This window comes from Pseudomonas sp. Pme6b (genome assembly GCF_058129925.1).
Genome location: NZ_CM176704.1, coordinates 4,547,564 through 4,560,227, shown reverse-complemented (window position 1 = coordinate 4,560,227; position 12,664 = coordinate 4,547,564). Strand labels below are relative to the sequence as shown.

The following is a 12,664-nucleotide window of genomic DNA, read 5'->3' as shown; positions in this document are numbered from 1 at the left end:
TGTAGCTTGCCGCTTGCAACTGGAGGAAGCGACATGCCTTTGGAAAATATTTCCTGCCAGAAAAGCTTCGGCGGCTGGCACAAGCGTTACAAACACCACTCTCAAGTACTGGGTTGTGACATGGTGTTTGCGGTCTATCTGCCGCCCCAGGCAGAGCAGGGCAGCAAGCTCCCGGTGCTGTACTGGTTGTCCGGTCTGACCTGCACCGACGAGAACTTCATGCAGAAAGCCGCCGCTCACCGGCTCGCTGCCGAGCTGGGCATTATTATCGTGGCATCCGACACCAGCCCGCGCGGTGCCGACGTAGCAGACGACCCTGAGGGTGCCTGGGACTTCGGTCAAGGGGCAGGCTTCTATCTCAATGCCACCGAACAGCCATATGCGCGGCATTACCAGATGCATGATTACGTCGTCAGGGAGCTGCCAGCCCTTATCGAAGAGCACTTCCCGGCGTCAGAGGCGCGCAGTATCAGCGGGCACTCGATGGGCGGGCATGGGGCGCTGGTCTGCGCACTGCGCAATCCCGGTCGCTACAGGTCGGTATCGGCGTTCTCGCCGATCAGCAATCCGATTGACTGCCCGTGGGGGCAAAAGGCGTTCTCCCGTTATCTGGGTGAAGACCGTTCGCGTTGGCGCGAGTGGGATGCCAGTGTGTTGATTGGGCAAGCGTCGGAAAAACTGCCGACGCTGGTGGATCAGGGTGATCGTGATGACTTTCTGGTCAATCAGCTCAAGCCTGAAGTTCTGGTTCAGGCCGCCAAGGCTGCGAACTATCCGCTGACCTTGCGGATGCAGCCAGGTTATGACCACAGCTATTTCTTCATCGCCAGCTTCATCGAAGACCATCTAAGGCATCACGCTGAAGCCTTGAACAGCTAACGAGCGCCAAAGCAGGTAGAATCACGCCCTGACTTTTTTCAGGGCGTTTTTTTATGCGTATTGGCCATGGCTATGATGTGCACCGTTTCGCTGAAGGCGACTTCATTACCTTGGGCGGCGTGCGGATTGCACACGGGTTCGGCCTGCTGGCCCATTCCGATGGCGATGTCCTGCTGCATGCCCTGAGCGATGCGCTTTTGGGTGCCGCGGCACTGGGCGATATCGGCAAGCACTTTCCTGACACCGATCCGCAGTTCAAAGGTGCCGACAGCCGCGTGCTGCTGCGTCATGTCCTCAAGCAGATCCACGGCAAAGGCTGGAAAGTCGGTAATGTCGACGCCACCATCGTTGCCCAGGCACCGAAAATGGCACCGCATATCGATGCCATGCGTGCCTTGATCGCTGAAGATCTACAGGTTGAGCTGGACCAGGTGAACGTGAAAGCGACAACGACAGAAAAACTCGGCTTTACCGGACGTGAAGAAGGCATCGCGGTGCATGCCGTTGCGTTGTTGCTGCGCGCATGAATGAACTTGAACTGCTTGGCCCCAGGGCCTACGGCGATGCACTGGGTCGTGCAGCCCTCAAGGCGACTGCCGAAGACTTTCAGGTCGACGAAGTGCTGGACATTCCGCTTTCAGGCGATGGCGAGCATTTATGGCTGTGGGTCGAAAAACGCGGCCTGAATACCGAAGAGGCGGCACGTCGGCTGGCCCGGGCCGCGGGGGTGCAGTTGCGTACGGTCAGCTATGCCGGTCTCAAGGACCGCCAGGCACTGACCCGCCAGTGGTTCAGCATTCAACTGCCGGGCAAGGCCGATCCTGATCTGTCGGCCGCGCAGGACGATACGCTGCAGATTCTCAAAAGCACTCGACACAAGCGCAAGCTGCAACGCGGTGCTCACGCTGCGAATGGCTTTACGTTGCGGCTTACGCAACTGGATGCTGATACGGACGCTTTGAACCAGCGCCTTGAAATAATTGCCCGGCAGGGCATCCCCAACTACTTTGGTACGCAGCGTTTCGGTTATCAGGGCGGAAATCTTGGCGAGGCACGCGATTACGCTGCCCGCAAAGCGCTGCCTGAGCAACGTGCGGTGCGTTCGCGATTGTTATCCACAGCGCGCAGCTACCTGTTCAATCGGGTTCTGGCAGCCCGCGTTGCCGATGGCAGCTGGGAAAAGGCTCAGGTAGGGGATCTGCTCGCTTTCACCGACAGCCGCAGCTTTTTTCCGGCGGGTGTTGATGAGTGCAGCGATCCTCGGCTGGCGATTCTCGATCTGCACCCTACCGGGCCGCAGTGGGGTGAAGGCCCTTCGCCAGCCGGTGGCGCGACGGCAGAACTGGAAAATGCCATCGCCAATGATGAGTCTGCGTTGCGTGACTGGCTGGTCAGAGCGGGCATGGCGCACGAACGACGCATCCTGCGACTGCCCATTGGGCGGCTGACGTGGCATTATCCCGAATCTGACATTCTGCAACTGGAATTCGTCCTTCCGCCCGGATGCTTCGCCACCGTTTTAGTGCGCGAACTCATTGATCTGGTGCCGGTTGGGCAGACGGACAGCCCATGCGTATTCTGATATCAAATGATGACGGGGTGAACGCGCCCGGTCTTGTCGCGCTCCATGCGGCGCTGGCGGACTATGCCGAGTGCGTGGTGATCGCCCCTGATCAGGACAAAAGCGGTGCCAGCAGTTCCCTGACACTCGACCGGCCCTTGCACCCACATACACTGGCCAATGGCTTCATCAGTCTCAATGGTACGCCGGCCGACTGCGTGCATCTGGGGATTCATGGGTTATTGGAGCATCAACCGGACATGGTGGTTTCAGGTATCAACCTGGGTGCCAATCTGGGCGACGATGTACTGTATTCCGGAACGGTCGCTGCAGCGCTTGAAGGGCGTTTTCTGCAGCGTCCGTCGTTTGCCTTTTCGTTTTTGTCACGTCAGCCGGATAATCTGGCGACGGCGGCGCATTATGCGCGTTTGCTGGTCGAGGCCCATGAGCAACTCGACCTGCCACCCCGCACGGTACTGAACGTGAATATTCCGAACCTGCCGCTTGAGCATATCCGCGGCATTCAACTGACCCGACTGGGGCACCGTGCCCGTGCTGCGGCGCCGGTAAAGGTTGTCGACCCGCGTGGTCGTGCCGGCTACTGGATTGCCGCTGCCGGCGATGTAGAGGACGGCGGTGCTGGCACCGACTTCCATGCGGTGATACAGGGTTACGTATCGATTACACCGTTGCAGCTGGATCGAACTTATCAGGACGGATTCAGCAGCCTGAATACCTGGCTGGAGGGTCTTCGTTGATGTCGCGCGAGCAGGATGATCTATTGCGTCGCGGGATCGGGATGACCTCGCAGCGCACCCGTGAACGTCTGATCCAGCGCCTCTGCGAAGAGGGTATTTCCAACCAGCGGGTGCTGGACGTCATTCGCAAGACGCCCCGGCATCTGTTTGTCGATGAAGCGCTGGCGCATCGCGCTTATGAAGACACAGCGCTGCCCATCGGCCACAACCAGACGATTTCCCAGCCTTACATGGTCGCGCGGATGAGCGAGCTGCTATTGGCAGCAGGTCCGCTGGACAAGGTCATGGAGATCGGTACAGGGTCGGGCTACCAAACCGCGGTGCTGGCGCAGCTGGTGGAGCGTGTATTTTCGGTCGAGCGTATCAAAGTCCTTCAGGACCGCGCCAAGGAGCGTCTGGTCGAGCTCAATCTGCGTAATGTGGTTTTCCGCTGGGGCGACGGCTGGGAAGGCTGGCCTGCTCTGGCACCTTATAACGGCATTATCGTCACGGCAGTGGCAACCGACGTACCGCAGGCGCTGCTTGATCAACTGGCACCTGGAGGTCGGCTGGTCATACCGGTGGGTTCGGGAGAGGTTCAGCAATTGATGCTGATCATCCGTGAAGAAAACGGTTTTTCCCGGCACGTACTGGGGGCTGTGCGCTTCGTGCCACTGCTCAACGGGCCAATCGCGTGAAGATTGTCTGCGGTAAACAGTGAATTCTGGCTTCAGTCATTGGTCTACAGCGCGCGGCCCGGAATGTTGAATGGCCTGATGGCATCATTCCATGTAGCTGATTGATACATAACAACGTTTTTTCAACGGTTAATCACTGGCTGCCCGTCGCTATTACGGCACAATAGGCATCTTTTTTGAATTCAGTCACCAGTAAAGGGAGTGGCGGGTGAGTCTCACAGTCATTCAGCAGCTCAGGTCTTCAAGAAGTTATCAGCGTCTGGTGATTGGCATTGCTCTCAGTGTCCTTTTGGTCGGCTGCTCCAGCACGCCTTCAGGCGGTGTTCGTGTCGTTGATCGTAACGGTAATGCCGTTGCCCAGCGCCCGACGGTAACCACCGGCCAATACGTGGTCAGGCGCGGTGACACGCTTTTTTCTATTGCATTCCGTTACGGCTGGGACTGGAAAGCGCTGGCTGCCCGTAATCAGATCCCCGAGCCGTTTACCATCAAGCCAGGTCAGACAATTCGCTTTGACGGGCGCTCCTCTTCAACGCAGGACGTAGCGTCGACTTCTGGCGCAGGACGTCCGGTGACCTCTACATCAACCAGCACCAGCAGTTCCGGATCCGTCAAAACTACGGTTATTTCCAAGCCTGTTGCGGTTGTACCTGTGGTAATACCTCCTTCTGCGACCACCGGGACAGGCCCGGCCGGCAAGTCTCCGACGGGTTGGACCTGGCCTTCAAGTGGCATTTTGATAGGAAAATTTTCCTCAAACGGCAGTTTGAATAAAGGAATTGATATCGCTGGTGATTTGGGACAGCCTGTTTTGGCAGCGTCTGATGGTTCAGTTGTTTACGCCGGAAGTGGATTACGGGGCTACGGCGAATTGATCATCATCAAACACAGCGATACCTACGTCAGTGCCTACGGTCATAATCGCAGGCTTTTGGTACGGGAAGGTCAACAGGTCAAGGCAGGGCAAACGATTGCCGAGATGGGGTCAACAGGAACTGACCGGGTGAAACTGCATTTTGAGATTCGCCGCCAAGGGAAACCTGTAGATCCATTGGGATTTTTGCCACGTCGTTGATAGTTGCCAGCCTGTTCCGGGCGTATTAGGAACAGGCTCAAGTGTTGCCATGGAATCAGGCGATACTGGAGCTTGAGGTCGAACTCACCAAAGGACTAAAACAATGGCTCTTGGCAACGAAGCGCCGGAGTTTGACATCGATGATGAAGTGCTCCTTATGGAAGCCGGCATTGTCCTGAAGGAAGCGTCAAACGAGAAGCAGCCACCCGCTGCCTCCGGACGCGCCAAGGTCAAGCATTCAACATCGCTCAAACAACACAAGTACATTGACTACACGCGGGCGCTTGATGCTACCCAGCTGTACCTCAATGAAATCGGTTTTTCTCCTCTACTATCCCCGGAAGAAGAAGTTCATTTTGCGCGTCTGTCGCAAAGTGGAGACCCGGCCGGGCGCAAACGCATGATTGAAAGCAATCTGCGTCTGGTAGTTAAAATTGCCAGACGTTATGTCAATCGTGGGCTGTCATTGCTTGACCTGATCGAGGAGGGCAACCTGGGGTTGATTCGGGCGGTTGAAAAATTCGACCCTGAACGCGGCTTTCGTTTTTCCACCTACGCCACCTGGTGGATTCGCCAGACCATCGAACGCGCGATCATGAATCAGACCCGGACCATCCGGCTGCCGATTCACGTCGTCAAGGAGCTGAATGTTTATCTGCGCGCGGCCCGAGAGCTGACCCAGAAGCTGGATCATGAACCTTCTCCCGAAGAAATCGCCAATCTGCTGGAAAAACCGGTAGGTGAGGTCAAGCGCATGCTCGGTCTCAACGAGCGTGTCTCGTCGGTGGACGTCTCGCTGGGGCCTGATTCGGACAAGACGCTGCTCGACACCTTGACCGACGATCGTCCGACCGACCCCTGTGAGCTGCTGCAGGACGATGATCTGTCCCATAGCATCGATCAATGGTTGTCTGAGTTGACCGAGAAGCAACGGGAGGTTGTCATCCGTCGCTTTGGCTTGCGCGGACATGAAAGCAGCACACTTGAAGATGTAGGGCTTGAGATCGGTCTGACGCGTGAGCGGGTCAGGCAGATTCAGGTTGAAGGGCTCAAGCGCCTGCGTGAGATCCTTGAAAAAAACGGCTTGTCCAGCGAGTCTCTCTTCCAGTAACCAACCCCTCGTAATGTCAATCCAGGGCCGATATAACACAGAGTGTGTATATCGGCCTTTTTATATGTCTTTCGTTATTTGAATGTCGTAGGTCAATGCGCCTGCTCGGCCTTTCAGCTTTCAAAGCCTGTAAGTCATTGCGTACGGTTGTTGTAAGTCATTCAGGTAACAACAGTGAGGCTTGTCGCCAAACAGCTGTGTTTACGGATTTAACACGTTGTTTTAAATAGAGATTATATTTTTAAGGTGATTGACATGGAAATATCCTGGAGCGTTTGAGGTGTTGCTCTGCGGGTTTAAATCTCTAATATCGAAGCTGTGCCAACGGACAGGCGCAGGCCATCAAGGATGACGGTCAAGGACATCGCAGGATGCGATTCATCAGGATGATGACAACGGAATACAGGGATCAGGGATAAAATGTGGGCGGGTCATACCGCCCCTTTTTTTATCTGCAGAAAACCGGACAGATTCAACAAAAAAGGGTATCCGTCCGGCGAAGTCATCTACCCAGCCCTTCAAAGCCAAGACATGGTGTGCACTTAAATTTTAGTGGACACCATTTCTAGCCTTTTAAGCGGGTCTTTCATGCAGCCACAACGCCGTTCCTACTCCAAATCCTTCAAGGCCCATGTCATTCAAGAGTGCGCCCAGCCCGGGGCCTCGATTGCCAATGTCGCGCTGAGCCACAGCCTTAACGCGAACCTCGTCCATAAATTGATTCGAGTGCAAACGCAGAAAGCCATGGCGCTGCAACCTGCGTTCATTCCGTTACCCTTGCAGCTAGCCGGAGCAAATTCGCAGGTTGCGTTATCGACTATCTGTCTCGAAATCCCACATCCGCGCGGCACCGTCAAAGTGAACTGGCCGACCGAAAGCGCTGACGCCTGCGCCACCTTTCTGCGAGACCTGTTGCGATGATCCGCATCGACGCCATCTGGCTCGCCACCGAGCCCATGGACATGCGCGCTGGTACCGACACTGCTCTGGCGCGGGTGGTCGCGGTGTTCGGTGCGGCGCAGCCGCACTGTGCTTATCTGTTTGCCAACCGCCGCGCAAATCGAATGAAAGTGCTGGTGAACGATGGGTTGGGTATCTGGCTGGCGGCGCGCCGCCTGCATCATGGCAAGTTCTTCTGGCCGGGTTCTCGACGCGGCTCTCAGATGGAATTAGGTGGAGAACAACTGCATGCCTTGGTGCTGGGTTTGCCTTGGCAAAGAGTCGGGCAAGGTAGCGTAATTTCCATCATATAACGCCTGCCACGACCAGCTAGGCCGTGCAATTGTCCAATGAGCCTATCGTCGCTTTTAGGCTGTTCTGGCAAAATCGGCAGCATGACTTCGCTTCCTAATCTCGACCACTTAAGCCCTGAACAACTGCGTGCTCTGGCGGCGGAGTTGATGCAGCGTGTCGAGAACCTCGATCAGAAAGTCGAGACAATGGGTAAGCAAATCCACCATCACAAAACGGTCAACGAGAAACTGGCCCACGAGATCGCGCAGCTCAAGCGCTTCAAGTTTGCCAAGCGCAGCGAGCAACTAAGCCCGGATCAGGCCAGCCTGCTTGATGACCTGACCGACACCGATATCGCGGCCATCGAAACCGAGCTTGAAGCGCTGCGACCCGCGCCTGTTTCGAGCGAGGCTCGGCGAAAACCTAAACGTACCGCCTTGCCGCCGCAGTTTCCGCGCACCCTGATCCACCACGAACCCTGTAACAGCCACTGCCAGTGCGGCTGCGTCCTCAAGCGCATTGGCGAGGATGTCAGCGAGAAGCTCGACTACACGCCGGGCGTGTTCACCGTGGAGCGTCACATCTGTGGCAAGTGGGTATGCGATCAGTGCGAAACCCTGATCCAGGCACCGGTTCCGGCGCAGGTCATCGACAAGGGCATCCCGACCGCCGGCTTGCTAGCCCACGTGATGATCGCAAAGTTCGCCGACCATTTACCGCTCTATCGTCAGGAGTCGATTTTTGGTCGGGCCGGTCTGGCCATTGCCCGCTCGACCTTGGCGCAATGGGTCGGCAGCTGTGGCGTGCAGTTGCAGCCGCTGGCCGATGCCTTGCACGATGCTGTTCTTGAACATGGCGTAATCCACGCCGATGAAACGCCGGTGCAGATGCTTACGCCGGGCGCAAAGAAAACCCATTGCGCGTATATCTGGGCCTACGCCACCTGCCAGTTCTCGGACTTGGCAGCGGTCGTTTACGACTTCAGCCAGAGCCGCTCCGGAGAAAATGCACGCAACTTCCTGCAAGGCTGGAAAGGCAAGCTGGTCTGTGATGATTTTGGCGGCTACAAGGCCAGCTTCGAACCCGGCGTCACCGAGATTGGCTGCATGGCCCATGCACGGCGCAAGTTCTTCGAGCTGCACGCCACGAACAAGAGCCAGCTCGCCGAACAGGCCTTGCGCTACATCCAGTTGCTTTACGAAATCGAGAGTGAAGTCCGCCACTTGCAACCTGATTTACGCCGCCGAATACGCCAAGAAAGGGCCGTGCCGGTGATGGATGCCTTGCATGCCTGGATGATCGCCCAACGCCAACTTGTGCCCGATGGCTCGGCTATCGCCAAAGCTTTGGATTACAGCCTGAAACGCTGGACGGCGCTGTCGCGCTATCTCGATGACGGGGCTGTACCCATTGACAATAATTGGTGCGAGAACCAGATCCGACCATGGGCGTTGGGTCGCAAGAACTGGCTATTTGCAGGTTCACTGCGCAGCGGCAAACGGGCAGCGGCGATAATGAGTTTGATCCAATCGGCGCGACTCAATGGGCATGATCCGTATGTTTATTTGAAGGACGTCCTCAGGCGCCTACCGACGCAGCGGGCGAGTGAGATCGATCACTTGCTGCCGCATAAGTGGGGACTTAAATGACGCACCTTGAGCAGTAGTCAATTCTGGGGTATAGCTGCTCGGTGGTCATGATCCGCTCAGAATCCGTCAACAAATTCCTGAATGAGGAAATCGACAAACGCGCGTGCTTTGGAGGAGATTTGCCGGGAGCTCGGATAAATAGCCCAGACAGCGCGGCTTTGTTCGAGAGCAAAAGAGGAAAGGACTTCGACCAGATCCCCTTTATTCAAGGACGCTCGGGCATTCCATAGCGATATGGAAGCGATCCCCAGCCCTTCTACAGCCGCTATTCGAGCAGCTTCCCCGCAGTTGACTCTAAAAGAGCCGTTAATAATAGAAAATGGATTGCGTGCGTTACCGGCGAAGTGCCAGCGATTCTCTTCTCCTAATGTAATGCAATCGTGGCGGCTCAAATCTTCGGGCTCTCCCGGCTCACCTTTTTGCTCAAGGTAGGCCGGGGACGCGCAAAGGATACGGGTGTCGTTTCCAAGCTTGCGCGCCACATGTGTTGAGTCCTTCAGTGCGGCGATGCGAATGGCCACATCAATGCCGATCTCCGTTAAGTTTTGCACTTCATCCGAAAGCACCAGGTCTATTTTCAGATTTGGATGGCTTCTTAGAAAGCGAGTCACCGCAGGCATCAAACAGACCCTGGCGAAAGAGCCGGGGGCGGAGATACGCAATACGCGTTTAGGCGTCTCCTGGCTCTTCACAGTCGTAAAATAAGCTTCGTCCACAGCGGCTATGATACGAGAAGCATGAGGCAGGAAAAGCGCACCGTCCTCTGTAAGGGTCACCTGCCTTGTCGTGCGATGCAGCAACCGCATGCCCAATGACTTCTCGAGCTTGGCGAGTTTTTGACTCGCTACCGAAGGCACCAGCCCTAACTCCGCCCCAGCAGCGGTGATGTTTCCCATTTCCATGGATCTGACAAACAGGTTCAACGCTTGAATATCCATGGGCTGGCCCCGCTCAGCGTGTCTGCACCGGTGTTGCGTTGATCTTCACTCGCATCAAACTATAGGGTTTTTCTCGTAAATCCTTGCCACCATGAAATCCCGCCTGGCGATGGAGTTGGTTGGCAGTGAAGTAAAGGTAACCGTCAGTTCCCACAGAGAGTGTGTCCGGCCACAGTATGCGTGGATCGTGAACGACCGTCTGCCAACTGCCATCGGGCAGGCGCTTGCGAATACTGTTGTCTTCATAGTCGCCAGCGTAGACAGCACCTTCGCTGTCAGCCTCCAGCCCGTCCGATGGCCCTTTTTCGCCCAGATCCTTAACTGCATCGGTGAGCTGTTGCTCGGTGACGTTCGGGTCGCGCAAGAGCTTTGTAGATACCGAATACAGGTGGCGGCTGGACAGTGGGCAGAAATACAGAGTCTGGCGATCCGCCGACAGAGCAATACCGTCAGAAGCAACGGCAAATGGCTTGCTGCTTCCATCGGCATTGCGAACTCTCAGCAGTTGACCTTCAACCCTTGGCACAAAGTCTGGATCAGCTGATGTCGATGCCGCGCCACTCAAACGCCGTACTGCTTTACCCGTGGCAATGTCCATGACAATGATTGCGCCCGGCCCACTAAGAGAGGAGTCGGTGATGTAAATGACGCCTTCCTTACCGGCACTGAAGTCAAAACGCATGTCGTTGACGTAGGTGCTGGGCAACACGACATTTTCAGGAAAGACCAACGTCTTGACGACCTTGTTGGTGTGAAGATCAACGGCCACCAACTTGGCGCCACCCGCGAGCGGCTTGGAGAATTCGGGTGCAGCGGTATCAAGGATCCACAGGTGCCCTAAGCCATCAGCAACAATACTCTGGACGCTGATGAAACCCTTTTCCGGATGCTGCAGGTCAGCCTGGTTCAGCGCAACATCGGGATAAGGCACCACCTTGCCGTCGCGTAATTCCCCGACAGTGAACGGCACTTTGTCGCCCCAACGGGGGAAGTTGACAAAAATGCGTCCCTTTTCACTGATGCTGACGCCCGTTGGCATAGCGTCGTGAAATGCGAAAACCTGTTCAATCTTTCCCTGAGGCTGGTCTTTTGGGAGATTGCTGAGCACAGCAGCCTGGGTAGACTGACTACTGAAAGCGACCATCAAGGCCACGGACGTCCACAAAATTGATTTTTTAAAAGCCAAAACAGATCTCCTTGGCCTACTTCAGGCGGGCCAATATCGAATAGTGAGACTGGCCTCGTCTCGTGGCCAGGCGGGCATACTGACGGGTATATTGCGACGTAAAAAGCCGGTAAATTCACCAGCACTTTCACTCGAAAAGAGAAAATGATGCGACTGGGCGACTTGAAGCTGTTTGTGCGCACTGTAAAGCTTGGAAGCTTCTCCAACGCGGCACGCGAGGCCGACCTTTTGCCGGGACAAGTCAGCGCTGCCATAAAGCGTCTGGAGCGCGAATTGGGTATCCGCTTGTTCGCCCGCTCCACCCGTAGTTTGCGTCTGACTGGAGAGGGGGAAACGTACCTCCCCAGCGCGATTACCGCATTGGAAGCCCTGGCTCAGGGGCAGGAGAGATTGCACGGTGAAGGCAACCAATTGCAGGGGATATTGCAGGTCGCCGCGCCATCTGATCTAGGCAGAAACGTGTTGTTATCCTGCTTCAGCCAATTTCGCAAAGAACACCCACAGCTTACTTTGCGCCTGCTGATTTCTGATCGGCTGGCCAATGTTTTCCGTGACCCAGTCGACATCGCCATCCGTTATGGCTGCGCGGAAGATGCGAGCTACGTAGAACGGCCTTTGGCCGCCTGGAATCGACGGGTGCTGGTTGCATCACCGGCTTACCTTTCCCGTCATGGTAGGCCGGCCATGCTGGAAGATCTGAGTCATCATTCCTGCCTTCTGTACATGCTCAATGAGCACGTCTATGACAATTGGAAGTTTGGGCAGCAGAAGATTCCTGTCAAAGGCCTATTGCTGAGTGACGATGCAGATGTCGTTAGACTTTGGGCGATTGCAGGCGAAGGGATCGCGTACAAGTCCTGGCTTGATGTCCGCGAGGATGTGCTTAGCGGTCGTCTGGAAATTTTGCTTGCACAGCATCTTGGGGAATTGAGTCCGTTAAATCTGGTCTGTCCGCACCGCAAGCAATACTCGCCGGCAGTACGGCAGTTGCACCAGATGCTTAGCCGCCATTTAGCGCCCTTCGCTGCGGATATGGCCGCAGCGTTGGCGAATGCCGAAATCCCTGACTCGACTGCGTAATTAGTTGCTTGTAAGGGTGATGCCTGAGGTTTGATTCTTGAAAGGCGAGTTCTGAATTCGTTGATTGCTGACTACTGGGGTATGGCGTTGAGGGGTAGTTTTGATTGGGCAGAAGTTCTGCAAACACGGGAGTATCAGTTTTTTTGTGTTCGGGCTGGTTAGGGCCTGCCGTCAGGCAGGCCCTTGTTTTACCAGCTCGGTCTGGTAAATCGGTCTCCGTACAGGATCGCAAATTGATTCATTGCCACTTTCCAGTCGTGTGCCGCATGACCCCAGTTGGCGGTGATGTTGCGCAACCCAAGCCATATCAGTTTCGTCGCGGCCTCATCGGTCGGGAAGTGCCCTCGAGTCTTGATGATCTTGCGTAACTGGGCATTGATGCTCTCGATGGCATTGGTCGTGTAAACCACTTTGCGGATGCCCGCCGGGAAAACAAAAAACGGTATAACCCGATCCCAGGCGCGACGCCATGCAGCAACCACAGTCGGATACTGAACCGCCCCGGGTTTCTCGGAGA

The 12,664-nt window shown here is 55.9% G+C and carries 13 protein-coding genes and 1 pseudogene; 11 read left to right on the top strand and 3 right to left on the bottom strand.

Annotated elements, in window-relative coordinates; genetic code table 11:
• Positions 1-33 precede the first annotated feature (33 nt).
• The 10 genes from fghA (at position 34) to tnpC (ending at position 8,943) form a co-directional block, all read left to right on the top strand.
• Positions 34-879, top strand: coding sequence for an S-formylglutathione hydrolase (gene fghA / locus AC4ANE_RS20705; RefSeq protein WP_002554706.1), 846 nt, complete (start codon positions 34-36; stop codon positions 877-879).
• Positions 880-932: 53 nt separating this feature from the next.
• A complete protein-coding gene (ispF, locus tag AC4ANE_RS20700; RefSeq protein ID WP_002554705.1) occupies positions 933-1,406 on the top strand; it encodes a 2-C-methyl-D-erythritol 2,4-cyclodiphosphate synthase in 474 nt (157 codons plus the stop codon).
• Positions 1,403-2,461 (top strand): tRNA pseudouridine(13) synthase TruD, encoded by a 1,059-nt coding sequence (truD, locus tag AC4ANE_RS20695; protein WP_002554704.1) that lies wholly within the window; start codon positions 1,403-1,405, stop codon positions 2,459-2,461. Before ispF ends, truD begins: the two co-directional genes overlap by 4 nt.
• A complete protein-coding gene (surE, locus tag AC4ANE_RS20690) occupies positions 2,449-3,198 on the top strand; it encodes a 5'/3'-nucleotidase SurE (RefSeq protein ID WP_002554703.1) in 750 nt (249 codons plus the stop codon). The genes truD and surE overlap by 13 nt, the downstream gene beginning before the upstream one ends.
• A 41-nt stretch (positions 3,199-3,239) precedes the next feature.
• Complete coding sequence (locus AC4ANE_RS20685; protein ID WP_002554702.1) at positions 3,240-3,875, top strand: protein-L-isoaspartate(D-aspartate) O-methyltransferase; 636 nt, start codon at positions 3,240-3,242, stop codon at positions 3,873-3,875.
• A gap of 208 nt (positions 3,876-4,083) precedes the next feature.
• Positions 4,084-4,950 (top strand): peptidoglycan DD-metalloendopeptidase family protein, encoded by an 867-nt coding sequence (locus AC4ANE_RS20680; RefSeq protein WP_002554701.1) that lies wholly within the window; start codon positions 4,084-4,086, stop codon positions 4,948-4,950.
• A 103-nt stretch (positions 4,951-5,053) separates the two neighbouring features.
• The gene (rpoS, locus tag AC4ANE_RS20675; RefSeq protein WP_002554700.1) at positions 5,054-6,061 is read left to right on the top strand and encodes an RNA polymerase sigma factor RpoS; all 1,008 of its coding nucleotides are present in this window, start codon (positions 5,054-5,056) and stop codon (positions 6,059-6,061) included.
• Positions 6,062-6,649: 588 nt separating this feature from the next.
• Positions 6,650-6,982 (top strand): IS66-like element accessory protein TnpA, encoded by a 333-nt coding sequence (tnpA, locus tag AC4ANE_RS20670; protein WP_031597256.1) that lies wholly within the window; start codon positions 6,650-6,652, stop codon positions 6,980-6,982.
• Positions 6,979-7,314 carry an IS66 family insertion sequence element accessory protein TnpB gene (gene tnpB, locus AC4ANE_RS20665; protein WP_002554698.1) on the top strand — a complete coding sequence of 112 codons (336 nt, stop codon included), beginning with the start codon at positions 6,979-6,981 and terminating at the stop codon, positions 7,312-7,314. Before tnpA ends, tnpB begins: the two co-directional genes overlap by 4 nt.
• 81 nt (positions 7,315-7,395) lie before the next feature.
• Positions 7,396-8,943 carry an IS66 family transposase gene (gene tnpC / locus AC4ANE_RS20660; protein ID WP_460408498.1) on the top strand — a complete coding sequence of 516 codons (1,548 nt, stop codon included), beginning with the start codon at positions 7,396-7,398 and terminating at the stop codon, positions 8,941-8,943.
• A 56-nt stretch (positions 8,944-8,999) separates the two neighbouring features.
• On the opposite strand, the gene AC4ANE_RS20655 is transcribed toward tnpC, so the two are convergent.
• Together AC4ANE_RS20655 and AC4ANE_RS20650 are read right to left on the bottom strand one after the other, a co-directional pair.
• Positions 9,000-9,881: a LysR family transcriptional regulator gene (locus tag AC4ANE_RS20655; RefSeq protein WP_031597258.1), complete on the bottom strand. Its 882-nt coding sequence runs from the start codon at positions 9,879-9,881 to the stop codon at positions 9,000-9,002.
• A 13-nt stretch (positions 9,882-9,894) separates the two neighbouring features.
• Positions 9,895-11,025, bottom strand: coding sequence for an L-dopachrome tautomerase-related protein (locus AC4ANE_RS20650; RefSeq protein WP_044322563.1), 1,131 nt, complete (start codon positions 11,023-11,025; stop codon positions 9,895-9,897).
• A gap of 186 nt (positions 11,026-11,211) precedes the next feature.
• Between AC4ANE_RS20650 and AC4ANE_RS20645 the strand changes: the two genes are divergently transcribed.
• A complete protein-coding gene (locus AC4ANE_RS20645; RefSeq protein ID WP_044322562.1) occupies positions 11,212-12,147 on the top strand; it encodes a LysR family transcriptional regulator in 936 nt (311 codons plus the stop codon).
• A 188-nt stretch (positions 12,148-12,335) separates the two neighbouring features.
• On the opposite strand, the pseudogene AC4ANE_RS20640 reads toward AC4ANE_RS20645, so the two are convergent.
• Positions 12,336-12,644 (bottom strand): annotated as a pseudogene (locus tag AC4ANE_RS20640) (transposase); the annotation flags it as partial.
• Positions 12,645-12,664 lie beyond the last annotated feature (20 nt).

Bases quoted from the DNA above. Each gene is read 5' to 3' on its own strand.
- ispF (WP_002554705.1), top strand. From the start codon at position 933: ATGCGTATTGGCCATGGCTATGATGTGCACCGTTTCGCTGAAGGCGAC.
- surE (WP_002554703.1), top strand. From the start codon at position 2,449: ATGCGTATTCTGATATCAAATGATGACGGGGTGAACGCGCCCGGTCTT.
- AC4ANE_RS20685 (WP_002554702.1), top strand. From the start codon at position 3,240: ATGACCTCGCAGCGCACCCGTGAACGTCTGATCCAGCGCCTCTGCGAA.
- tnpB (WP_002554698.1), top strand. From the start codon at position 6,979: ATGATCCGCATCGACGCCATCTGGCTCGCCACCGAGCCCATGGACATG.
- rpoS (WP_002554700.1), top strand. From the start codon at position 5,054: ATGGCTCTTGGCAACGAAGCGCCGGAGTTTGACATCGATGATGAAGTG.
- fghA (WP_002554706.1), top strand. From the start codon at position 34: ATGCCTTTGGAAAATATTTCCTGCCAGAAAAGCTTCGGCGGCTGGCAC.
- AC4ANE_RS20650 (WP_044322563.1), bottom strand. From the start codon at position 11,025: ATGGTCGCTTTCAGTAGTCAGTCTACCCAGGCTGCTGTGCTCAGCAAT.
- truD (WP_002554704.1), top strand. From the start codon at position 1,403: ATGAATGAACTTGAACTGCTTGGCCCCAGGGCCTACGGCGATGCACTG.
- AC4ANE_RS20645 (WP_044322562.1), top strand. From the start codon at position 11,212: ATGATGCGACTGGGCGACTTGAAGCTGTTTGTGCGCACTGTAAAGCTT.
- tnpC (WP_460408498.1), top strand. From the start codon at position 7,396: ATGACTTCGCTTCCTAATCTCGACCACTTAAGCCCTGAACAACTGCGT.
- AC4ANE_RS20655 (WP_031597258.1), bottom strand. From the start codon at position 9,881: ATGGATATTCAAGCGTTGAACCTGTTTGTCAGATCCATGGAAATGGGA.
- tnpA (WP_031597256.1), top strand. From the start codon at position 6,650: ATGCAGCCACAACGCCGTTCCTACTCCAAATCCTTCAAGGCCCATGTC.